The organism is Amaricoccus macauensis (assembly GCF_014201905.1).
GTDB classification, from domain to species: Bacteria; Pseudomonadota; Alphaproteobacteria; order Rhodobacterales; family Rhodobacteraceae; genus Amaricoccus; species Amaricoccus macauensis.
This window is the reverse complement of record NZ_JACHFM010000002.1, coordinates 1,146,468-1,166,342: the sequence shown is the minus strand read 5'-3', so window position 1 is coordinate 1,166,342 and position 19,875 is coordinate 1,146,468. Positions and strand designations below refer to the sequence as shown.

General features: G+C 68.4%; 25 protein-coding genes and 1 pseudogene. 12 read left to right on the top strand and 14 right to left on the bottom strand.

Annotated elements, in window-relative coordinates; all coding sequences use genetic code 11:
• The 4 genes from HNP73_RS13050 to arfB all read left to right on the top strand — a co-directional run bounded on the left by HNP73_RS13050 (nt 1) and on the right by arfB (nt 2,569).
• Complete coding sequence (locus tag HNP73_RS13050) at nt 1-417, top strand: DUF934 domain-containing protein (protein WP_184149980.1); 417 nt, start codon at nt 1-3, stop codon at nt 415-417.
• Between the two features lie 83 nt (nt 418-500).
• A complete protein-coding gene (locus HNP73_RS13045; protein WP_184149978.1) occupies nt 501-1,142 on the top strand; it encodes a hypothetical protein in 642 nt (213 codons plus the stop codon).
• Nucleotides 1,143-1,247: 105 nt separating this feature from the next.
• On the top strand, nt 1,248-1,868 hold the full coding sequence (locus tag HNP73_RS13040) for a queuosine precursor transporter (RefSeq protein WP_184149975.1): 621 nt from the start codon (nt 1,248-1,250) through the stop codon (nt 1,866-1,868).
• 278 nt (nt 1,869-2,146) lie between these two features.
• Nucleotides 2,147-2,569 (top strand): alternative ribosome rescue aminoacyl-tRNA hydrolase ArfB, encoded by a 423-nt coding sequence (gene arfB, locus HNP73_RS13035; protein ID WP_184149972.1) that lies wholly within the window; start codon nt 2,147-2,149, stop codon nt 2,567-2,569.
• A 47-nt stretch (nt 2,570-2,616) separates the two neighbouring features.
• On the opposite strand, the gene HNP73_RS13030 is transcribed toward arfB, so the two are convergent.
• Complete coding sequence (locus HNP73_RS13030) at nt 2,617-3,126, bottom strand: PRC-barrel domain-containing protein (protein WP_184149969.1); 510 nt, start codon at nt 3,124-3,126, stop codon at nt 2,617-2,619.
• Nucleotides 3,127-3,275: 149 nt separating this feature from the next.
• Complete coding sequence (locus HNP73_RS13025; RefSeq protein WP_184149966.1) at nt 3,276-3,659, bottom strand: response regulator; 384 nt, start codon at nt 3,657-3,659, stop codon at nt 3,276-3,278.
• Between the two features lie 257 nt (nt 3,660-3,916).
• Here HNP73_RS13025 and HNP73_RS13020 point away from each other — a divergent pair, with 257 nt between their 5' ends.
• Nucleotides 3,917-4,123: a hypothetical protein gene (locus HNP73_RS13020; protein ID WP_184149963.1), complete on the top strand. Its 207-nt coding sequence runs from the start codon at nt 3,917-3,919 to the stop codon at nt 4,121-4,123.
• Here the strand turns inward: HNP73_RS13020 and HNP73_RS13015 are convergent.
• The 4 genes from HNP73_RS13015 to HNP73_RS13000 all read right to left on the bottom strand — a co-directional run bounded on the left by HNP73_RS13015 (nt 4,118) and on the right by HNP73_RS13000 (nt 7,686).
• Nucleotides 4,118-5,776, bottom strand: coding sequence for a sensor histidine kinase (locus tag HNP73_RS13015; protein WP_184149961.1), 1,659 nt, complete (start codon nt 5,774-5,776; stop codon nt 4,118-4,120). The two genes, HNP73_RS13020 and HNP73_RS13015, sit on opposite strands and share 6 nt — an antisense overlap.
• A 166-nt stretch (nt 5,777-5,942) precedes the next feature.
• The gene (locus tag HNP73_RS13010) at nt 5,943-6,428 is read right to left on the bottom strand and encodes a copper chaperone PCu(A)C (protein WP_184149958.1); all 486 of its coding nucleotides are present in this window, start codon (nt 6,426-6,428) and stop codon (nt 5,943-5,945) included.
• Between the two features lie 37 nt (nt 6,429-6,465).
• Nucleotides 6,466-6,822 carry a hypothetical protein gene (locus HNP73_RS13005; RefSeq protein ID WP_184149955.1) on the bottom strand — a complete coding sequence of 119 codons (357 nt, stop codon included), beginning with the start codon at nt 6,820-6,822 and terminating at the stop codon, nt 6,466-6,468.
• Nucleotides 6,823-6,885: 63 nt separating this feature from the next.
• Entirely contained in the window at nt 6,886-7,686 is an 801-nt protein-coding gene (locus HNP73_RS13000) for a response regulator (RefSeq protein WP_184149952.1), read from the bottom strand.
• Nucleotides 7,687-7,889: 203 nt separating this feature from the next.
• Between HNP73_RS13000 and HNP73_RS12995 the strand changes: the two genes are divergently transcribed.
• Nucleotides 7,890-8,090 (top strand): NepR family anti-sigma factor, encoded by a 201-nt coding sequence (locus HNP73_RS12995; protein ID WP_184149949.1) that lies wholly within the window; start codon nt 7,890-7,892, stop codon nt 8,088-8,090.
• A complete protein-coding gene (locus tag HNP73_RS12990; RefSeq protein ID WP_343063296.1) occupies nt 8,087-8,641 on the top strand; it encodes a sigma-70 family RNA polymerase sigma factor in 555 nt (184 codons plus the stop codon). Before HNP73_RS12995 ends, HNP73_RS12990 begins: the two co-directional genes overlap by 4 nt.
• Nucleotides 8,642-8,726: 85 nt before the next feature.
• Here the strand turns inward: HNP73_RS12990 and HNP73_RS12985 are convergent, their stop codons facing one another.
• Nucleotides 8,727-9,395: a PAS domain-containing protein gene (locus tag HNP73_RS12985; RefSeq protein ID WP_184149946.1), complete on the bottom strand. Its 669-nt coding sequence runs from the start codon at nt 9,393-9,395 to the stop codon at nt 8,727-8,729.
• A 200-nt stretch (nt 9,396-9,595) separates the two neighbouring features.
• On the opposite strand from HNP73_RS12985, the gene HNP73_RS12980 reads away from it, so the two are divergent.
• Genes HNP73_RS12980 through HNP73_RS12970 form a run of 3 tightly spaced genes read left to right on the top strand, consistent with a single transcriptional unit; the run spans nt 9,596 to nt 11,658 of the window.
• The gene (locus tag HNP73_RS12980; RefSeq protein ID WP_246399744.1) at nt 9,596-10,477 is read left to right on the top strand and encodes a YicC/YloC family endoribonuclease; all 882 of its coding nucleotides are present in this window, start codon (nt 9,596-9,598) and stop codon (nt 10,475-10,477) included.
• 3 nt (nt 10,478-10,480) lie between these two features.
• A complete protein-coding gene (gene gmk, locus HNP73_RS12975) occupies nt 10,481-11,131 on the top strand; it encodes a guanylate kinase (RefSeq protein WP_184149940.1) in 651 nt (216 codons plus the stop codon).
• Nucleotides 11,128-11,658, top strand: coding sequence for a gamma carbonic anhydrase family protein (locus HNP73_RS12970; protein ID WP_184149937.1), 531 nt, complete (start codon nt 11,128-11,130; stop codon nt 11,656-11,658). The genes gmk and HNP73_RS12970 overlap by 4 nt, the downstream gene beginning before the upstream one ends.
• Here HNP73_RS12970 and HNP73_RS12965 read toward each other — a convergent pair.
• Nucleotides 11,627-12,274, bottom strand: a complete 648-nt coding sequence (locus HNP73_RS12965) for a histidine phosphotransferase family protein (RefSeq protein ID WP_184149934.1) — start codon at nt 12,272-12,274, stop codon at nt 11,627-11,629. The two genes, HNP73_RS12970 and HNP73_RS12965, sit on opposite strands and share 32 nt — an antisense overlap.
• Nucleotides 12,275-12,304: 30 nt before the next feature.
• Between HNP73_RS12965 and HNP73_RS12960 the strand changes: the two genes are divergently transcribed.
• The gene (locus tag HNP73_RS12960) at nt 12,305-12,493 is read left to right on the top strand and encodes a DUF3553 domain-containing protein (protein ID WP_184149931.1); all 189 of its coding nucleotides are present in this window, start codon (nt 12,305-12,307) and stop codon (nt 12,491-12,493) included.
• Between the two features lie 28 nt (nt 12,494-12,521).
• On the opposite strand, the gene HNP73_RS12955 is transcribed toward HNP73_RS12960, so the two are convergent.
• The 6 genes from HNP73_RS12955 to HNP73_RS12930 form a co-directional block, all read right to left on the bottom strand.
• Entirely contained in the window at nt 12,522-14,135 is a 1,614-nt protein-coding gene (locus HNP73_RS12955; protein WP_184149928.1) for an FGGY-family carbohydrate kinase, read from the bottom strand.
• Between the two features lie 4 nt (nt 14,136-14,139).
• Nucleotides 14,140-14,868 (bottom strand): SDR family NAD(P)-dependent oxidoreductase, encoded by a 729-nt coding sequence (locus HNP73_RS12950; RefSeq protein ID WP_184149925.1) that lies wholly within the window; start codon nt 14,866-14,868, stop codon nt 14,140-14,142.
• Nucleotides 14,869-14,884: 16 nt separating this feature from the next.
• Entirely contained in the window at nt 14,885-16,129 is a 1,245-nt protein-coding gene (locus tag HNP73_RS12945) for a sugar ABC transporter permease (RefSeq protein ID WP_184149922.1), read from the bottom strand.
• Nucleotides 16,126-16,938, bottom strand: coding sequence for an ATP-binding cassette domain-containing protein (locus HNP73_RS12940; RefSeq protein WP_184149919.1), 813 nt, complete (start codon nt 16,936-16,938; stop codon nt 16,126-16,128). The genes HNP73_RS12945 and HNP73_RS12940 overlap by 4 nt, the downstream gene beginning before the upstream one ends.
• Nucleotides 16,939-16,998: 60 nt before the next feature.
• Nucleotides 16,999-18,048 (bottom strand): substrate-binding domain-containing protein, encoded by a 1,050-nt coding sequence (locus HNP73_RS12935; RefSeq protein WP_184149916.1) that lies wholly within the window; start codon nt 18,046-18,048, stop codon nt 16,999-17,001.
• A 78-nt stretch (nt 18,049-18,126) separates the two neighbouring features.
• A complete protein-coding gene (locus HNP73_RS12930) occupies nt 18,127-19,008 on the bottom strand; it encodes a helix-turn-helix domain-containing protein (protein ID WP_184149913.1) in 882 nt (293 codons plus the stop codon).
• Nucleotides 19,009-19,238: 230 nt separating this feature from the next.
• On the opposite strand from HNP73_RS12930, the pseudogene HNP73_RS12925 reads away from it, so the two are divergent.
• Nucleotides 19,239-19,583: pseudogene (locus HNP73_RS12925) on the top strand (transposase); the annotation flags it as partial.
• Nucleotides 19,584-19,875 lie beyond the last annotated feature (292 nt).

Below are 19,875 nucleotides of genomic sequence, written 5' to 3'. Positions count from 1 at the left end.
ATGAGCGTCATCGTGACCGAGGCGGGTTTTGCCGCCGACAGCTGGACCCACGAGTTCCTGCCGTTCGACGTGTTCTGGTCGGGCCAGGACCTGCCGGAGGAAGGGCTCGCCGTCGAGTTCCCCAATGACCGGGAGCCGGCCGACCTGCTGCCCTGGCTCGACCGGGTCGAGCTCATCCGGGTGGCGTTCCCGGCCTACACAGATGGCCGGGGCTTCTCGATCGGGCGCCGACTGCGCGAACTCGGCTACACCGGCCGGCTGCGGGCGGTCGGGCCGCTGATCGCCGATCAGTTCCGCATGGCGCGGCGTGTCGGGTTTGACGAGCTCGAGATCCCCGACACGATGGCCGCGCGCCAGCCGGAGGCGCAGTGGAAGCTGCGTGAGCAGGGCTCGTATCTGCGGCGACTCACGGCCTGAGTTCCCGGTAGAACCCGAAATCCGAGGGGTTTCCCGAAGGTTAACGCCCGTGTTAAACCGCCCCGAAGGTGGGGCGTGCGAGCATGTGGTTCGGGAGACTCTTTCGGGGACTGGGTGCGGGTCTGCTGGCGCTGGCGGCGACGCCGGCGGCAGCGTGGACGCCCGCGAGCCTCATTGCGCCCTGTGAGGGTGACTGCGCCGTCAGCATCTATGGCGGCACCTATGTCGAAAACGCCATGGCCAAGGTGCTGGTCACGCGGCCCGAGTTCCCGGCCAGCTGGGACTACACCACGGACGACCATCTGATCGCGACGGCCATCTCGCGCGAGGCCGGCTGGCTCTGGGACCGGCATGTCTCGCTGGAGCCCGAGGTCGGCATCGGTCAGCGCTTCGGCCGCCAGAAGGCGACAGAGGTCTGGGGCGCGCTCTTCGTGCGCTATCACGGTTTTCCGTGGGATGGGGTGGTGCGCACCACGGTCGCAGTCTCCACGGGCCTGAACTGGGCGAGTGACAAGACCGCGGTCGAGCGCGACCGCAACCAGAACGACGAGGAGGGCTCGCACGTGCTGCACTTCCTCGCGCCCGAGGTCACATTCTCGCTGCCGAGTCATCCGGGTGCCGAACTTCTGTTCCGCATGCATCACCGCTCCGGGATCTTCGGGTTGATCAATGGGGCGTCTGGCGGTGCGCAGTATGCGACGGTCGGATTGAGGCTGCACTTCTGAGCTCGCATGGACTTGCGCTGGCGCCGCGGCGCGGCTACAGGCGGCATCGCCCGGGCGCCGAAGCGTCGGGGCCAAGTCTCCGCCACCTTGTCAAAACGGAATCGCATGACCCGCGCCCACCTTCCCGGCATCGCCGCCATGGCGGTCGTCGTCATCACCTCGAACATCCTCGTGCAGTATCTCGTCGGCCAGTGGCTGACCTGGGGGGCGTTCACCTACCCCTTTGCCTTCCTCGTCACCGACCTGATGAACCGCCTGCACGGGCCGAAGGCGGCCCGGCGGGTGATCCTCGCCGGCTTCCTCGTGGGGCTCGCCTGCTCCTTTGTCGGCAGTCAGATCGAAGGCCCGTTCGGGCCGCTGGTCAGCCTGCGTGTCGCGATCGCGTCGGCGAGTGCGTTTCTCGTCGGCCAGTTGCTCGATGTGGCGGTCTTCAACCGCCTTCGCCGCGGCAGCTGGTGGCGCGCGCCGTTCATCGCCAGCATTGCAGGCAGCGTTCTGGATACGGTGATTTTCTTCGGACTGGCGTTCTCCGCGACGTTCGCCTTCATCGCCCCCCACGTTGATGTGGGCTGGGCGAACGAGCTGATGCCGCTGCTTGGCCGGGGTCCGATGGTTCCGCTCTGGCAATCACTCGCGCTTGCCGATTTCGGCGTCAAATTTGCCATTGCATTGTTTGCTCTTGCACCGTTCCGCATCGTGATTGGCCGGTATCTAAACCGTGTTTGAGGAATCGCTTGCGTTTTCCCGCGGTGGTGTCAGGCTTGATCCAAGCGAAACCAGCGGAAGGAGGTGATCCAATGTCGAGTGAGACTTTGGAGAACGTGGTAAGGTCTACGCGGGCAGAGAAGGTCTAGGGGACAATTCCCCTCACGGCCGGAGTTCCGCAGGATCATTGTGATCCAGCCGACCCAGCCTCCAATCTCATGAATGTGTGAGGGGTCGTACAGCTGTACGACCCCTCATCGCTTTTATGAAATGATCGCTTTCACGAATGCCCGGGTCCAATGCTGCATGTCACCGACTCCATCCTGATCTCTGACTGGGAGCTCACCGAGAGCTTCGTGCGCGCGTCTGGTCCCGGCGGGCAGAACGTCAACAAGGTGGCGACCGCGGTCGAGCTCCGCTTCGAGGCCGCGCGCTCCCCGAACCTCGCCCCGGACGTCAAGGCGCGCCTGCGCCGCCTCGCCGGGCGTCGCTGGACGCTTGACGGCTCGCTGATCATTCGGGCGGAACGCCATCGCACCCAGGCCCTCAACCGCACCGAGGCGCGGGAGAAGCTGAAGGAGCTGATCCTCGCGGCGCTCGAAGCGCCAAAGCCGCGTCGGCCCACGCGCCCGACGCTCGGGTCGGTGCGCCGACGGCTCGACGGAAAGGCCCACCGCGGGGCTCTGAAGGCGAACCGTGGCACGGTGGGCGAAGAGATCTGAGGGGCGGCAACCGACCCGTCAGCCGGTCAATCTGTCCCGGCGAGCGCTCAGTTGGTCGGCGCGGTGTACTCCGGGCGGTCCTTCAGGGCTTCTGGCGTCAGGGTCGTCGTGAGTTCCGGCTTTCCGGCCTCCGTCCGGTGCACCATCACTTCGTCGGGCATCAGCAGGACCGTGGTCTCGCCGAAGCCGAGGAACCCGCCGAAGCGTGCGACGATGTTCTTCACGTTGCCATCGGCATCCAGCAGGACGTCCTCCACCGATGCGACGGTCTCGTTGTCAGGCCCCGCCTTGATGTCCGTGCCGATAAGCTCGTCGCGCGGGATCGCTGCAAGTTCGCTCCCGGCCCCCGTCGCAGCCTCTGGCGCGGTGGCGGGGGTCGCAGGCGTGGTTGCCGGCGCCATCGCACCCGGATCGGCCGGGGTGACGGGCTCGGGTGCCGTCTCGTCGGTCGCGGGCTGGTCGGTCGCGGGCGCGGTCTGCGCCATCACTGCCGCCGGGCCGGCTCCGAAAGCAAGAACCGCCGCTACGGCACTTGTGGCAAGAAGGGTCTTCAACATTTCTTCACGTCCTCTTCTACGCGCGCCATCACTTCGTCCGTGAAGCGACGACATACGATACGAAGGACAAACGAACCAGACTTCCAGTCGTTCCTCCGGAGTGGCAGCATCTGCCCGCAAGATATTGTGAAGATTGTGCTGAGAAGACTTCAGTTCATCTTGTACCCGGAGAACGCCGCGGCGAGGGCCGCTTCGAGCGCCTGGGCGGAGTAGGGCTTTCGGACGGTTGGAACATGCTCGAGGCCTTCGGCGATCGCGCCCACATCGCCATAGCCGCTCGCGAAGATGACCGGCATCGACTGTTCGACCAGACGCCGCGCCAGATCCTCGCTGCGCGCGGCGCCGATCACCAGGTCGAGGACGGCCGCGTCGAGCTTCTGCCGCGCGATGATGCCTTCGGCTTCGTCCAGGCTGTGAGCGACATGGACCCGGCCCGCGCCGAGGGACAGGAGCATGTCCTCAGTGTCGAGAGAGATCAGGGCGTCGTCCTCAAGGAGCAGGATGTCCTCGAGCGAGGTCAGGCTGGTCTTCACATTCATCTCCGAAGAAGTCCGATCGCTGCGCGTTCGAATACGCTGTCGTTCCGATGCTGATGCGGCTTCCGGCGGTCCCGAATGGCGGCCACCAGAGTTCGATCGGGGTGTTCCATGTTTGCACACCCCCCCTCCCAGTGCATTAACATTTATCCGGGATCTGCTTCGCTCCACGGAACAATCACGCGATCTTGGGGGTTCACCCTTGTATCATCAAGATGGGCGGCGTTTTCGCCCGGGCCGGAAGGGAGGGAGCCTTGGCCGATCTCAATCGATTTGCGGGCTTCACCTCGCCACTGCGGCTGGCACGTGATCCATACCTCTCTCGTGAGGACAAGATGAGCGGCCTCGCCACATGGCGAAGTATGGTGGAGCGGTTCTGCGACCACGACGATTCGGAAGATCACTGGCGGCTCATGCAGGAGATCAACCGGGCGTTCGAGGGCCTCGGCAGAACGTCATGAGGCAGGCCCGGCTTCGTCAGTGAGCGGCGCGGCGGGCGGTGACACGGCCACGCCGCTTTCGGGGAAGCGGATCTCGCAGACAAGCCCCTCGGGTCGGAAGTCGAGTTTAACCGAGCCGTTCAGCGTCACCCCGACCAGCCGTTCGAGCAGGACGCGACCGAAGCCGTGCCGCTCGGGCGGGATGACGGCCGGCCCGCCGGTCTCGGTCCAGCGGAGCCGCACCTCTCCGGGAATGCGTTCCCACGCAACCGCGAGCTGGCCCGCGGGCACGGACAGGGCGCCGTATTTGCTGGCGTTGGTCGCAAGCTCATGGAACGCCAGTCCGAGATTCTGCGCGGCGTCCGGCGTCAGCAGCATCGGCTCGCCATCGAGGCTCACCTGCGGCGACTCCGGGTCGATCGTCGCGGCGAGGCTCGCCCGGAGCAGTTCGCGCAGATCGGCTCCGTGCCAGGACTGCGAGACCAGCAGATCATGCGCGGCAGCGATCGCCCGGAGGCGCAACGAGAAGTCGGAAACGAAGCTTTCGAGATCACCGGAGAGGCTTGCGGTCTTGCGGGCCATGGCCTGGATCACCGCGAGCAGGTTCTTCGAGCGGTGCGTGAGTTCGCGCAGCATCAGCCGGATGCGTTTTTCGTCGCGCCGGCGCTCGGTCAGGTCGAGGGTGGTGCCGACCAGGCCGACGATCCCGCCAGCCGAGTCCCGCTTCGCCTCGACGGTCAGCTCGTAGTAGCGCACCGTGCCCGCGACCTCGACCTCGATCTCCACGGTCTCGCGGCCGCCCGAGGTGAGTACGCGCTGCTTCGGGCCCTGGAGCCGGTGGGCGTCGCGTTCGGAAAAGATCTCCGCATCGGTCCGGTCGAGGAAGTCCGTGGCCGTCAGGCCGGGCGGGGGATTGTAGACGAACGTGTAGCGCAGGCCTGGTCCCTGCTCGAAAACGGTGATGGGCGAGTCATCGAGCGCGAGCTCGAAGCGCTGGTAGGCAGTGGCGAGTTGCGCAGCCATCGCGGTCAGGCGGACCTCGAAGAGCCGCATCTCGGTCACGTCGAATGCCGAGCACAGGATGCCGTCGATCTCGCCAGCGGCGTCGAACGTGGGCACCACGGTCATGTCGAAGTAGAGCCGGCCTTCCTCGGGCGTGTGCAGCGCCACCGTGTCGTTCACCGTCAGACCCGCCTCGATCGCCTTGCGCTTCAGGGCGTCGGCTTCGGAGAGCAGGTCGGGCTCGACGAGTTCGTTTGCGGTCCTGCCGAGCACAGATTCGGCAGAGACGCCGAGGCGGGGGTTGTACATCCACGTGTAGCGGAGGTCGGTGTCCTGGGCGAAGACGGTGATGTTCGACCGGGCCAGCGCCTCGCGGAAGCGCCGGTCGGAGAGTTCTGTCTCCCGACGTGCCGCGTCGGCCGCCCGCTGGTCGGGCAGACGCGCGAGCGTCACGAGCCAGAGGCCGGCCGACGCTATGCCGAGGAGAGCCGCGGTGCCGGCACCGGAGGGGTGGTGTCCGGCGGTGTGCATGATCGCGGATGCGACGAGGATGCCGCCAATCGGCAGGGCACCGGCACCCAGCGCGCGCCGGCCATGCGGGTGCGCAAGGCTCGCCACGATGACGATCGCGCATACCGCCACGAACCCGGGTGCGAGCTCAGCCAGGTTCATCGCGTGGCCCCCTCCCGTTCCCACGCGGCGCGGCCCGAAGTGGGCCGCGCCGGTTGGTGATCACCTCATCCTGAGGTCCGGGTCTCCCCGGTGCAACCGTTCGGAGGCCCCGAGCGTTCCACCCCGGGGTCAGCAGAGGCCGCTGGCGGGGGAGTGGTGCCGGGGTTCAGTGCGACATACCGGGCATGTGACCGTCGTGGCCGCCGGCGGTGTCGCCGCGCGGCTGCACGTCGAAGTCGACCGCGAGTTCACCGGATTTCTCGAAGACCAGCGTTGCCGGCAGGGTCTCACCCGCGTTGAGCGGCTTGTCGAGGCCCATGAACATCACGTGGTACCCACCGGGCGCCAGTGCGACCGTGCCGCCGGCCGGGATTTCGAGCGCGTCGACCGCCTTCATGCGGGCCACCCCGCTCGCATCGGTCTCGGTGGTGTGGACCTCCGAACGGGGCACGTCGGCGCGGATCGCCAGCAGGCGGTCGGCGCTCGTGCCATGGTTCGTGATCGAGAAGTACCCCGCGGCGGTCTTGCCCGTGCTCTCAAGGGCGTAGGGGTGGGCGACCTCGAGGTCGCCGACCGTGTAGTCGTGGGCGAAGATCGGGGTCGCGAAGAGCGCCGCGGCAAGGCCGGCGGCGAGGATCAGGGGCGCGCGCATGTCGTCATCCTGCGATGGAAGAAAAAGGGAAGGAGCTTCAGGCGTCTTCCCGTCCTGGCGGCCCGCGGGGCGAGGCGGCGAGGATCCTGAGGCCGCCCGATCTTCCCTGCGCCAGCACGAATTCAGTGGGTTGTGCTGGCCGTGCGTCGAATTTCAGGCTGTCGCCCACCGCAGCAAGCGAGGGCGTCGAGGTCTGGCAGCCGGCACAGTGATCATGGTCTAGCGCGTGACCGTCACCACAAAGGTCGGCCGCGTTGCCACCGAGCAGCAGATAGGCCCGGAACGCGGTTTCATCCGCCGACGGCCGCTCGGCGTAGCCGGTCACCATCGCCGCGGCGAGGAGAACCGGCGCGATGATGAGCAGCAGGACCAGGCGGGCGAAGCGACGGCGCATGGTTCCGTCTAGCCCATGCGGGCGGCGGCGCCAAGCGGACGCGCCGCGGGCCGGACGCCGGGTTTACGCGTCGAGCGACGCCGCGGTGCGGAAGAACAGCGCCTGGCTGATCGCGGCCTTCACCGCGTTCGGGTCATAGGGCTTGGTGATGAGGAAGGTGGGTTCGGGCCGCTTGCCGGTCAGCAGGCGTTCGGGGAACGACGTGATGAAGATCACCGGCACCGCGAACATCGTCAGGATCTCGCGCACCGCGTCGAGCCCGGACGAGCCGTCGGCAAGCTGGATGTCGGCGAGCACCAGCCCCGGGGGCTCGGCGCCGGCGGCCTGGACGGCCTGACCGGCGGTGCGGGCAATCGTCGAGACCTCGTGGCCGAGGCTTTCGACGATCTCGGCGAGATCGAGCGAGATGAGCGGCTCGTCCTCGATGATCAGCACCCGCGTCGCGATCTGCCGGTCGATCTCGGCCACGGCGGTTGCGATGAGCTCGTGGATTTCCGGGACACTGCGGCCGGTGATGAGGGCAACTTCCTCGGGGCGAAAGCCCTCGAGCGTGGTGAGAAGCAGCACCTGGCGGCTCTCCGGCGCGACTTTGGCAAGGCGTTCGCGCGCGGTGCGCTCGCCCGGCGCGACATCATCGCCTTCCCCGGGCTCGATGCCGAGCCCGTGCCAGAGGTCCTGGAACAGCCGGAACACTCCGACCTTGGCGCCGGCCCCAAGGTCGAGGATCGTCGGATCGGCGACGATCGCTTCGAGGCAGGCGGTCACATGCGCGTCGCCGCTCTGCTGCGAACCGGTCAGCGCCCGCGCGTACCGGCGCAGATAGGGCAGGTGCGGTGCGATTTCCTGGGACAGGCTGGCAGGCATCTCTCGGTCCTCTCGAAATGGCGATGGCACGGCCACTGCCACACCCCGTCGGGCGCTTGTCGCGCCGATCTCTCGCGGCAACAAGGCTTCGGAGCGTGAAAAGTTCCGTCCTCCGGGGAACCCGGGCCTCGCCGAAGCATTTTGATGGAAGTCGCCTCGCCCTCTGAGAAGGCTCGGCGAGATGGAAGCGGGTTGGAATGGTGATGGCAGGCAGCGATCCAGAGGACGGCGTGGCGGGAAGGGCCGGACGGCACGGCAACGCCGGCGTCCGCAAGCACGACTGGATCGCGCGGCAGTTGCGGCGGGTCTACGATGAGGCACTCGACGAGGACATCCCGCCCGACATGATGGCGATCCTCGCGAAACTTGACGAGCCTCCTTCGGGCAGGGGGGATGGAGCGTGAGCAATCCGTCATTTCGCGACGATCTCGTCGCGGCCATACCGATGCTCCGGGGTTTCGCCCGCTCGTTGAGCGGGAACCGGGACCGTGCGGATGATCTGGTGCAGGAAACGCTGGCAAAGGCCATCTCCAACCGGGACAAGTATCGGCCTGGGACCAACCTGCATGCATGGCTGGTGACGATCCTGCGCAACCAGTACTATTCCGAGGGTCGGCGGCGCTGGCGTGAGATTTCCGATGCGGAGGGCACTTACGCCGCGAAGCTCACGGAGACGCCGGGGCACGACAGCCAGCTTGAGATGCGCGAGTTCCTGGCCGCCATGCAGGTTCTGCCGCCCGACCAGCGCGAGGCGCTGATCCTGGTCGGCGCCAGCGGGCTCTCGTATGAGGCCGCCGCCGAGGTGCTCGGAACCCGGGTCGGAACGGTGAAGAGTCGTGTCTCGCGGGCACGCGCCCGGCTCGACTTGCTGCTGAACGGCGGGGAAGGCTTTTCCCGGGATGAGGATGCAGTGCGCCGGTCCATGGCCCAGCTTACCCGAGCGATGTCCGGCTGAGACAGCCACAGCCGGACGCGGCGCCACACGTGGGCGCGCCGCGGCGCGCCGGACCGAAGCGCGCCAAGCCGAGGCCGACCGCACCCTATTTTCCGTCGATGACCCGAAGCTTTGTCGCTCCGCGCGGGGTGGACGGCGCGTTGGGATTGCCGTCGATACTGCGCAGCTTGGGGGCGGCGCTGGCGAAGGAAGATGCGGGTTCTGCAAACCCCGGCATCAGCGCCTTCGCCTCGATGTCGGGGAGTTGCGCGGCGGTCGGCGTGGGTGCGGGGCCGGGTTCGACCGGGCTGACCGCCACCTCGTCGATCTGGAAGGCGAGAGGCGCCGCGAAGATTTCGCCACCACCGGAGGTGCAGCCGATCACCCGGTTGATGTCGCCGAAGTCGCTGCGCAGCGGCATCATCAGCATGCTGGCCCGGTAGGTGCCGGCGCGGTTCTGCGCCGACAGGGACAGCTCGACCACCGCCGGCTCCGACATCACCAGATTGACCAGACGGCCGAAGCGTGTCCGGTCCGGCTCGTCGATCAGGCAGGACGGCTGCATCCCGCGCACCTCCATGCCCATCATCTCGCAGATCTTCATGCCGGCGAGGCGAATGCGAAGGTTGTCGGGAGCGAGCTTCTCGACAATGAACATGTTCTCCAGAGCCTGCTCGAATTGCCGCGGGTCGATCTCGGCCCGGTAGGGCGCGATACGGCCCGCCCGAAGGCGATCCCAATAGGTCCGGAGCGACGAAAGCATGAGGTCATTCATGGAAACTTGACCGCGTGGATCCTGCCTGCTTTACCTCGGGCCCGACGCCGACCTGGGTAAACGATTTCTTGACGTGCTTAGCTCAGCGAGTCCGCAAAGTCGCCACTTTTGCAGAGAGTAGCTTAATTTGCATATAAATTGGCGAAAAGATCAATGGTCTTTCTCCTTGGAGGCGAGTGAACGCGATGGCGATCGCATCAATGACAGGATACGCGGACGTTTCCGACGTCGCGGAGGGCTTGGGCTGGACCTGGGAGGCGCGCAGCGTCAACGGGCGTGGGCTCGATCTGAGATTGCGGCTGCCGGAGGGCTTCGAGGCGCTCGACGCGGCCGCGCGGGCGGCAGCGGCGAAGGCGCTGGCGCGCGGCTCGGTCACGGTCAGCCTGCGGCTCAGCCGGGGAGCCGCGGGGTCGGCTCCGCGGCTCAACCGGGAGGTGCTCGACGCCGTGGTGGCAGCGGCGCTGGCGGCCGGTGAGGCGGCGGCGGAGCGCGGGCTCGACCTCGCGCCGATGACGGCGGCGGATCTGCTGGCGGCGCGTGGGGTGCTCGAGGCGGATGTCGCGGCGCCCGGCGAGGACGGTGCACTGGTCGCGCGCATGGCCGCCGATCTTGACCGGCTCTTCGCCGCGCTGGCGGCGGCCCGGGCCTCCGAAGGCCGCGCTCTCGCCATAGTGATCACCGGCCAGCTCGACCGGGTGGCGGTGCTTGTGGCGAGCGCGCGCGAGACGGCAACGGCGCGTACGGCGCGATCGGGCGAACTGCTGCGCACCCGGATCGAGGCGGTGCTGGCCGGAACATCGGCGGTCGATGAGGCGCGCCTCGCCCAGGAGCTCGCGCTCCTCGCGGTGAAATCCGACATCACGGAGGAGCTCGACCGCCTGGTGGCGCATGTCGCGGCGGCACGGGAGCTGCTCGCCACGGGAGGCCCGGTGGGGCGGCGGCTGGATTTCCTGATGCAGGAGTTCAATCGCGAAGCGAATACACTGTGCTCGAAGTCCGGCGCCGCCGATCTCACGGCAATCGGCCTCGATCTCAAGGTGGTGGTCGATCAGATGCGCGAGCAGGTGCAGAATGTGGAGTGAAGCATGAGCGAGCCGCGCCGCCGGGGACTGCTCGTCATCCTATCGTCGCCGTCCGGCGCGGGGAAGTCGACGCTGTCGCGCCGGCTCCTCGAGGTCGACCCGGAGGTGAGCTTCTCGATTTCGGCGACCACCCGCCCGCCACGCCCGGGCGAGGTGGAGGGCCGCGACTATCTCTTCCGCAGCCGGCGCGAGTTCGACGACATGGTCGACGCGGGCCAGATGCTCGAGCACGCCGAGGTCTTCGGCAACCGCTACGGCACGCCGCGCGCTCCGGTGGAGGCTGCGATCGGCGAGGGCAGGGACGTGCTCTTTGACGTCGACTGGCAGGGCGGCCAGCAGATCCGCGGCTCGGTGCTCGGCGAGTCTGTCGTCTCGATCTTCATCCTGCCGCCGTCGATCGCCGAACTCGAGTCGCGACTTCGGGCGCGGGGACAGGATTCCGACGATGTGGTGGCTGGCCGGATGCAGAAGTCGCGCGACGAGATCAGCCACTGGGCCGAATACGACTATGTGCTGGTGAACGAGAATCTGGCACAGGCTGAAGAAGAACTCCGCGCCATCATCGCCGCCGAGCGGCTGCGGCGCGAGCGGCGGCCGGAGCTGGTCGGGCTGGTGCGGCGGCTGAACCGGGAATTCGAGGAGGGATCAACATGACGACCTGCTACAGTCTCGACGGTATCGCGCCCGAGCTCGCACCGGACGCGTGGATAGCGCCGGGCGCGCGGCTCATGGGGCGCATCTCGCTCGCGCCGCGTTCCTCGGTCTGGTTCAACGCGGTGCTGCGCGGTGACAACGAACTGATCTCCGTCGGCGAGGGCTCGAACGTTCAGGACGGCTCGGTCTGCCACACCGACATGGGTTTTCCGCTGAGCATCGGGCCGAATTGCACCATCGGGCACATGGCGATCCTGCATGGCTGCACCATTGGCGCCGGCAGTCTGGTCGGCATGGGCGCGACGGTGCTGAACGGCGCGCGCATCGGCTCGGGCGTGCTGGTCGGCGCCGGGGCGCTGGTGACCGAGGGCAAGGAGCTTCCCGACGGCACGCTCGTGGTCGGCAGACCGGCCAAGGTGGTGCGTGACCTGACGCCAGCCGAAATCGAGGGACTTCTCAACTCGGCGCGACGCTACAGCGAGAACGCCGCGCGTTTCATGGCAGGGCTTCGGCCAGCGGCGGGGTAAGCACCGGCGGCGGCACGGCGATCCGCACCTCGGCGGTCGTCGCGTCGAACCGGGCAGTAAGCGTCCCGCCCGTCTCGGCAAGGCCCCGCGCCAGCAGGGCGAACTGCACCGCGTCGGGGCGGACCTGCGCGAGTGGTATCCGGTCCCTGACATGCGCCCAGAGGTCGCCCGGCGGCGCGGTGCGCCGGCCGAGGGCACGAAGCGAGATGGCGCCCGGTTCCGGCGTGGTCAGCTCCAGCGTGCCGCCCATGGGCAGGCTCTTCTCGATGCAGAGAATGGCGAGGCAGGCGAGGCGCGCCGCAGGCCGCGGCAGATCACCGGCCGCATCCCAGGCGACGGCGAAGCGGCCGCTGAACATCGCCGCGCAAATCTGCGCCGCCTCGTCGCGCGGCGTCACGGCGCCCGGCTCTGCCGGCCCGAAGGCGATGCGGAAGAAGCGGAGCTTCGCGAGCGCCGCGGAAAGGCTGTCACTCATCAGTGTGAGCTCGGGCGAACGCGCAGGGGCCTCGAGTTCGAGAAGTTCGAGGCCGTTGCCGATGGCCCCGATCGGGCTTATCAGGTCGTGACAAAGGCGGGCGCTGACCAGCGCCGCGAGATCGCCGACGGTGGTGGTCATGCCGGGTGCGCCCCGCCGTGGGAGCCGCAGATGGACCAGTTTCTTGAGCCCGGGATGCTCGTGCGGCATCCGGCCTGCCCCGAATGGGGGCTCGGACAAGTGCAGTCGGTGATCAACGGCCGGATCACGGTTAACTTCGAACATGCCGGCAAGGTGGTCATCGATGGCTCCCGAGTCGAACTCACCCCGGAGTTCGATCCTCGCGAGGCAGGGTACTGATCGCTCGCACGGGATGGTTAACGCAAGCTTAAGTTGTGCTGTTCGGATTCAATTCTACCGAACGGATTTCCCGGGCGGTTGCCTGCAGCCGCTCGAACGCCGCAAAGCGGGCCGTGTGGAGCGGCGCGGTGGCCGCGTCGGGGGTGAAGGTGCGCGCGGGCGCCGACATCGCCGCCATGGCGGCGGGAATGTCGGCGTGGGCGCCGCCCGCGACTGCCCCGAGGATCGCGGCGCCGAGAAGCACCGGCTCGGGTGCGGTGGCGGTGACGACCGGCTTGCCCGAGGCGTCGGCAAGCAGCTGGCGCACCAGATCGGACTGGCCGGCGCCGCCACTCAGCATGACGCGCTCGACCGCGGCGCCGCGCGAGGCCTGCGCCTTCAGGATCTGGCGCAGCCCGTAGCCGATGCCGCAGAGACCGGAAACGTAGAGCGCGACGAGGCTCGCGGCGTCGGTCTCCATGCCGAGGCCGGCGATGACCGCGCGCGCGTGCGGATCGGCGAAGGGCGCGCGGTTGCCGAGGAACTCCGGCACCACGTGGATGCCGTGGGCGAGGGCCGCGACGCCGTCCGGGCCGGCGCTTCGTGCCGCTTCGTCGGAGAGGAGCCCGAGAAGTGACCGGCCTTCGGCCTCGGCCTGCGCGGTGAGTGCAGGCGCTGCCGGGTGCAGGTGGACGAGCCGGTCGATGGCGGCGCCGGCGGCGGACTGGCCGCCTTCGCTCAGCCACATGCCGGGCACCATGGCGGAGAAGTACGGGCCCCAGACGCCCGGCACGAAGACCGGCTCCCGGGTGGTCGTCATGGTGCAGGACGAGGTGCCGAAGACGTAGCCCATGGAGCCTGTCGGGTCGCCGAGCGCGCCGACGGTGCCGATGCCGCCCGCGTGGGCGTCAATGAGACCGGCGGCGACCGGCGTGCCCGGTGTGAGCCCGAGGGCGCTGGCGGCGTCGGAGGTGAGGCCGCCCAGGCGGGCGCCCGGGTCCATGACCTCGGTGCCGATGCGGGTGAACCCCTCGTCCGCCAGCACGCGGAGGCCGATGGCGCGGAAGTAGTCGGGATCCCAGCGGCGTTCGTGGGCGAGGTAGGTCCACTTGCAGGTGACGGTGCAGGACGAGCGGGCGAGGCTGCCCGAGAGCCGCCAGGTCAGCCAGTCGGCGAGGTCGAAGAAGCCCCACGCGGCGTTGAAGACCTCCGGGCGGTTTTCCCGGAGCCAGAGGAGCTTCGGGGTCTCCATCTCGGGTGAGATGACGCCGCCCACGTAGGAGAGCACGCTCGCGCCGGTGGCATTGATGCGTTCGGCCTGCTCGACGGCGCGGTGGTCCATCCAGACGATGATGTCGCGCGCCGGATCCTCGGAGGGGCCCACCGGCAAGGGCACGCCGCCCTCGCCGACCACGACGAGCGAGCAGGTGGCATCGACGCCGATGCCGCCGACCGAGGCGGGGTCGACGCGGGCTTCAGTCATGGCGCCGCGCACCGCCGCGCAGACGGCGGACCAGATGTCGGCGCTCGACTGCTCGACGATGGAGCCCGCCTCGCGCCAGAGGGCGATGTCGTGCTTCGCGCTGCCGAGCATCCGGCCGCCGGTGTCGAAGACGCCCGCCCGCGCGCTGCCGGTTCCGACGTCGATGCCGATGAAGTGCATGGGTCTACAGGTCCAGGGTCTGCGGCAGGATCACGAGGTCGCGGATCATCACGCCCTTCGGCCGGGTCAGCATGAACATCACCGCGGCCGCGACTTCCTCGGGCTGCATCAGGCTGCCGTCGGCGAGGGCTTCGTCCATCTTGGCCTTGGGCCAGTCGTCGAGGAGGGCGGTGACCACCGGGCCGGGGGCGACGGCGCCGATCCGCACGCCGTCGCGGGCGATCTGACGGCGGACGGTGTGGACGAACGCCTGAACCGCGAACTTCGACGCGGTGTAGATCGGTTCCCAGATCACCGGGACGAAGCCCGCGATGGAACTCGTCACGATGATGTCGCCGGACTTCTGCGCCACCATGTGCGGTAGCACCGCGTGGACCGTGCGGAAGACCGCGTTGACGTTGAGGTTCAGCATCCGGTCCCAGGCGTCGGGGTCGCCCTCGGTCACCTTGCCGCCGATGTAGGCGCCGGCGTTGGCGTGGAAGATGTCGAGGCCGCCCAGACGTTCGAGGATTGTCGGCAGCATCGCCTCGACGCTGGCGGGATCAAGCAGGTCCGTGACGACCGGCACGGCATTCGGACCGAGTTCGGCGCAGAGCGCGTCGAGCCGGTCGCCGGCGCGATCGACGAGCGCCACCCTGGCGCCCGCGTCGAGCATCGCCTTGGCGCAGGCCAGTCCGATGCCGGAGGCGGCGCCAGTCACGGCGGCCACCTTTCCCTTGAGGTCTTGCGTCACGTCTCTTCTCCCGAGGTCAGGCCCGGCCGTGCGCCGCGCGGCTCTGTCGTGCGAGGCTGTCGACGATCACGGCGATGGCGAGCACGGCGCCGGTGATCATGTAGCGGAGCGACGACGAGAGATTGAGCAGCGTCAGGCCGTTGGCGATGGACTGGATGACGATGATGCCGAGCAGCGCCGAATAGGCGCTGCCCCGGCCGCCAAAGAGCGAGGTGCCGCCGATGACCGCGGCGGCGATGGCGTTGAGGTTCACGTCGCCGGTGCCCGCCTGCTGGCTCGACGAAGCGAGGCGTGCGGCAGCGAGCGTGCCGCCGAGGGCTGCGAACATCGAGCAGAGCATGAAGGCGCTCATGTAGATGCGGCGCACGTTGATGCCGGCGCGCCGCGCGGCCTCGCGGTTGCCACCGACGGCGAACATCGAGCGGCCCCATTTGGTGCGGGTGAGGGCGTAGTCCATGGCGACGACGAGGGCGACGAAGAGGCCGAACATCCACGGCACGCCGCGCCCGAGGTTGAGATAGTGGACGGCGAGGACGATGATGAGGGTGATGACGGCGGCCTTGGTGACCAGCCGCGCCGTCGAGGGCGCCGAGAGGTTGGCCGCGCGCCGCCGTGCCGCCGCTCCGATGCCGAACCAGAGGATCGCGATCCCCGGCAGCACCGAGAGCGAGTAGGAGAGCCAGCGCGGCATGATGAGAAGCTGGCCGAAGGCCACGACCCACGAGCCGTAGGGCAGGTTGATCGACCCCGAGGAGCCGAGCAGGTAGAGCTGCAACCCGAGCAGCGCGAGCAGGCCCGCGAGCGTCGAGACGAAGCTCGGCATCCCGAGGCGGTTCAGCAGCATGGCGTAGACCGAGCCCGTCACCGCGCCGACCGCGAGGACGGCAAGGACCGCGACCGGCACCGGGAAGCCCTGGTTCACCCAGAGGACCCCGAGGATCGCCGAGGCGAGCCCGCTCATGGAACCGACCGAGAGGTCGATTTCACCGAGCGTGAGCACGCAGACGACGCCAAGCGCGATGATGCCGGTGGTCGAGCAGTCGAAGAGCAGGTTCACGAGGTTGTTCGGCGTCACGAAGACCGGGTTCAGCGAGGTGAAGACCGTCCAGATGACGATGAGACCGATGACAACCGGCAGCGAGCCGAGATCGCCCGAGCGCACCCGGTCGAAGAAGGCGCGAACTGTGCCGCCGAGGCCGGCATCCTCGCGCACGCGCACGTCGGCCCGGTCGAGGGGCGTTGGGGGGCGCTGGTCGGTCATGCGTCCTGTCCTTCCGCGCGCAGCCGTTCCGCCCGGCGGGTCACGGCATTGTCGGTGGCGCCGGTGATGGCGCCGACGAGATCGGCGTTCGAGGCATCGGGCGTGAAGACGCCGTTGTTGCGCCCGAGCCGGAGCACCACGATGCGGTCGGCGACGGCGCGCACGTCTTCCATGTTGTGCGAGATCATGATGACGCCGAGCCCCCGGGCGCGCAGCCGCTCGATGAGGTTCAGGACTTCGGCGGTCTGGGCAACGCCGAGGGCGGCGGTCGGCTCGTCAAGCATGATGATCCGCGGCTCGAGGAGCAGCGAGCGGGCGATCGCGACCGTCTGGCGCTGGCCGCCCGAAAGCGAGGCGATGGGCTCGCGCACCGAGGGGATGCGCGCGGCCAGCTCGCCGAGGAGCGTCCACGCCTTCACCTCCATCGCCACCTCGTCGAGGTGGTAGGCGTCGAGCTCGCGGCCGAGGAAGATGTTCGCCACCACGTCGAGGTTCTCGCAAAGCGCGAGATCCTGGAACACCGTGGCGATGCCGAGATCGAGCGCCGCGCCGGGGCTTGGCAACGTGACCGGCTGGCCGCGGAAGGTGATGGTGCCGGAGGTCGGCTGATGCACGCCCGCCAGCACCTTGACGAGCGTCGACTTGCCCGCGCCGTTGTCGCCGACGAGCGCCACCACCTCACCCGCGTGCACGTCGAGGTCGATGTCGGTGAGCGCGGAGACGGCACCGAAGTTCTTCGAGATACCGCGAAGGCTCAGGATCAGTTCACCGGGGGGCGGCAGCGGCGGCGGCTCTGGGGTGTCGGTCATGGCTCGTCCTTCTCCGGGGAGGGCGCGCGCCGGGGAGCTCCCGGCGCGCACGGAGCGTGTTCACTCGATGCCGAGCTCCTTGCAGCCGTCGGCATAGGCGCCGGTGCAGACCTCGGCGGCGGTCGCGAGCTTCTTGTCGAAGATCTCGGCCTTGATGTTCTCGCGCGTCACCACGACCGGGACGAAGAGCTCGGCCGGCGTGTTGTAGAGCGTGGCCTTCGCCTCCGGCGTCTCGCCGTTCAGGAACTTCACCGCGACCTGCGCCGCAGCGGCGCCGACGATCTCGGAGGGCTTGGAGATCGTGTTGAACTGGTCGCCCGAGACGATGAGCTGGAGGGCGGCCAGCGTCGCGTCATTGCCGGTGACGGGCGGCAGCGGGTCGACGCCCGCGGCCTTCAGCGCCGCGATCGCCGCGCCGCCGGTGCCGTCGTTCGCCGCGACGATGCCGACGATCTGCTCGCCGAAGCGCTGGACCTGGCCGCTCGTCCACTCCTGCGCCTTGGGCGGCGCCCAGTTCGGCGTGTCGAATTCGGCGAGCGTCTTGTAGCCGGAGGCGGCAAGGCCCTCGTGCACGCCGTCGCGGATGAGGCCGGCGGCCGCATCGGTGGGCGAGCCGTTGATCTGCAGGACGCCGCCCTTGTCCTTGGCGACGCCTGCCGCCTCGAGATGCTGCACCAGCGACTCCGCGATCGACTTGCCGATCGCCTGATTGTCGAAGGAGACGTAGAAGTCGGCCGGCGTGTCCGGGATCGGGCGGTCATAGGCCACGACCTTGATGTCCTGGCTCTGGGCGAGCTTCACCAGCGAGGCGGCGGCGGCGGAGTCGACCGGGTCGAGCACGATCACCTTCGCGCCCTGCGAGATCACCGAGTTGAACTGCTGCTGCTGGAGCGAGGCGTCGGCGGTGGCGTTCTGGTAGATCAGCGTGCAGTCAGGGCAGAGCTTTTCCATCTCGGCCTTGAAGCCGGGGAAATCATGCTCCTCGTATCGGGTGGAACCCTGATCAGGCATCAGGAACGCGACGGTGCCGGAGGCGGCCATTGCGGAGCCTGCCAGCAGGATCGCCGTCGCGGAGACGGCGCCGGCGAGGCTGAGGCGGAAAGTCGTCATCAGGTCATCTCCCTTTGGACATATCAGCGCGTCATCTCGTGCCGCCTCCGGCCGGCGCTGTTCGCCGGGGCGGGCGTCTCAGGCGGCCGCGGCGGGCGGCCCCTGCTGCAGCATGAGAGCGCGGAAGCGACTCGGCGGCATCCCCTTCTGCGCCAGGAACTGGCGATTGAAATTCGACAGGTTGTTGAAGCCCGAGGCAAATGCCACCTCGGTGATCGCCGGCCGCTCCGGGCTCATCAGGAGCTGGCAGGCGAGGTTGATCCGAAGCCGGCTCACATACTGCACCAGCGTCATGCCGGTGTGGCGGCGGAAGCTGCGCGAGAAGGCGCTCGGCGTCAGCTGCGAGAGTGCTGCGAGGTCCGGCTCGCCGAAGGGTTCGGTGAGGTTCCGGTTGATGTAGGCGAGGGCGGCGTTGATGCCGGCCGACATGAACCCTGACGGGTCGGGCAGGTAGCCGGTGCTGGTCAGCGGCGTCGCGGGAGCGGCGGCGAGGCGCCCGAGCACGCCCAGGAAGAGCTCGACCCGGCGCGGGCCGCGGGCCTCGACGAGTTCGGCAATCATCGGTCCGACCTCGGCGGAGGTGGCGACCGGGAACAGGAGGCCCCGCCGGCTCGCGGCCAGCATGTCGCGGCAGGCCCCGAGTTCGGGGAACAGCCGCATGGCATCGCCGATGAAGGCTTCGGTGAACTGCACGATGCGGCTGCGAAGCGGTACTTCTGCGCCGCCGGCGCACTCGCTCACCCAGTTGTGCGGCAGATTGGGGCCGGTCAGGACCAGATTGCCGGGCGCGAAACTCCCGATGAAGTCGCCGACGAAATAGTGCCCGGAGGTCGCCGCCACATGGTGAAGCTCATACTCGGGGTGGAAGTGCCAGCGGACGGTGCGGAACGGATAGCCGTGCTGCCACGCCTTGAACGATTCCTGCGAGCCGATGTCGACGAGCTCCAGATCCGGTCCCAAATGCAGCATCCTCCCCGCCGGCCGCCAGAACAGACAACCGCGCCGCCCGGCCGGTAGCTCCCGCCCGTGACGGGAGAGTCTATGCCGAGGCGACGATCGCCGGCTACTACGATTCGCGCGGTTGACTGATACTATTTTGACGACGGGTGAGGCTGTTCGGTCGATTGGAGCGCGGACTGCCCTTCCGCAGGCCTATCTGGGACGGTCGGGAGGAAACCAACAGCGTTTAGGTCGCCGATGACCACAAGGGCTGCGGGGCGCCGCCCGGCGCGTCTTCGACGCTCCCCACCAGCGCTGCCGCGTCCACTGGATGAGGAACGCCCTCGCGCATGCGCCGACGAAGCAGCGCTCGGCCGTCGTCGCCATGCTCCGGACAATCTTCGCCCAGGAGACCGCCGCCGAGGCCATTGCTCAGCGGGACGTCGTCGCCGACGCGCTCCGCGAGAAGCAGCCGAAGCTCGGCGCGCTGATGAACGCCTCGTCGGCGCGCTTATGCTCGAGACCAACGACGAATGGACCGTCGCTCGACGCTACATGAGACCCTCGCACGCGCCACCAACACTCCGACCGTCAGGGCGTGGCAGCCTGACAAGACACCGAGCCTCTCCGAGGACCGGCGCTCCTACACCAACAGACGGGACACGACCTCGTGGAAAGCATCGCCGGCTTCGAGCGCACCGATATTGCCAAGCCGGGGACCGCCGTCCCGGTAAAATCCACCGCCACGAGGTCCGCCTTGGCGGTGTAGCGACAGGCGTCTCCCGGTGTCTTCGCGACTCCAAGGCAGGCCCCGGCGCCCCCCGGCCAGTGGGCGCGGGAGAGATCGCGGCCCGTCGCCATCGATTTCATCGAACGAATCTCGATCTT

Coding starts and splice junctions, on each gene's coding strand:
- HNP73_RS13050 (WP_184149980.1), top strand. CDS start 1: ATGAGCGTCATCGTGACCGAGGCGGGTTTTGCCGCCGACAGCTGGACC.
- HNP73_RS13045 (WP_184149978.1), top strand. CDS start 501: ATGTGGTTCGGGAGACTCTTTCGGGGACTGGGTGCGGGTCTGCTGGCG.
- HNP73_RS13040 (WP_184149975.1), top strand. CDS start 1,248: ATGACCCGCGCCCACCTTCCCGGCATCGCCGCCATGGCGGTCGTCGTC.
- arfB (WP_184149972.1), top strand. CDS start 2,147: ATGCTGCATGTCACCGACTCCATCCTGATCTCTGACTGGGAGCTCACC.
- HNP73_RS13030 (WP_184149969.1), bottom strand. CDS start 3,126: ATGTTGAAGACCCTTCTTGCCACAAGTGCCGTAGCGGCGGTTCTTGCT.
- HNP73_RS13015 (WP_184149961.1), bottom strand. CDS start 5,776: ATGAACCTGGCTGAGCTCGCACCCGGGTTCGTGGCGGTATGCGCGATC.
- HNP73_RS13010 (WP_184149958.1), bottom strand. CDS start 6,428: ATGCGCGCGCCCCTGATCCTCGCCGCCGGCCTTGCCGCGGCGCTCTTC.
- HNP73_RS13005 (WP_184149955.1), bottom strand. CDS start 6,822: ATGCGCCGTCGCTTCGCCCGCCTGGTCCTGCTGCTCATCATCGCGCCG.
- HNP73_RS13000 (WP_184149952.1), bottom strand. CDS start 7,686: ATGCCTGCCAGCCTGTCCCAGGAAATCGCACCGCACCTGCCCTATCTG.
- HNP73_RS12995 (WP_184149949.1), top strand. CDS start 7,890: ATGGCAGGCAGCGATCCAGAGGACGGCGTGGCGGGAAGGGCCGGACGG.
- HNP73_RS12985 (WP_184149946.1), bottom strand. CDS start 9,395: ATGAATGACCTCATGCTTTCGTCGCTCCGGACCTATTGGGATCGCCTT.
- HNP73_RS12980 (WP_246399744.1), top strand. CDS start 9,596: ATGACAGGATACGCGGACGTTTCCGACGTCGCGGAGGGCTTGGGCTGG.
- gmk (WP_184149940.1), top strand. CDS start 10,481: ATGAGCGAGCCGCGCCGCCGGGGACTGCTCGTCATCCTATCGTCGCCG.
- HNP73_RS12970 (WP_184149937.1), top strand. CDS start 11,128: ATGACGACCTGCTACAGTCTCGACGGTATCGCGCCCGAGCTCGCACCG.
- HNP73_RS12965 (WP_184149934.1), bottom strand. CDS start 12,274: ATGACCACCACCGTCGGCGATCTCGCGGCGCTGGTCAGCGCCCGCCTT.
- HNP73_RS12960 (WP_184149931.1), top strand. CDS start 12,305: ATGGACCAGTTTCTTGAGCCCGGGATGCTCGTGCGGCATCCGGCCTGC.
- HNP73_RS12955 (WP_184149928.1), bottom strand. CDS start 14,135: ATGCACTTCATCGGCATCGACGTCGGAACCGGCAGCGCGCGGGCGGGC.
- HNP73_RS12945 (WP_184149922.1), bottom strand. CDS start 16,129: ATGACCGACCAGCGCCCCCCAACGCCCCTCGACCGGGCCGACGTGCGC.
- HNP73_RS12940 (WP_184149919.1), bottom strand. CDS start 16,938: ATGACCGACACCCCAGAGCCGCCGCCGCTGCCGCCCCCCGGTGAACTG.
- HNP73_RS12935 (WP_184149916.1), bottom strand. CDS start 18,048: ATGACGACTTTCCGCCTCAGCCTCGCCGGCGCCGTCTCCGCGACGGCG.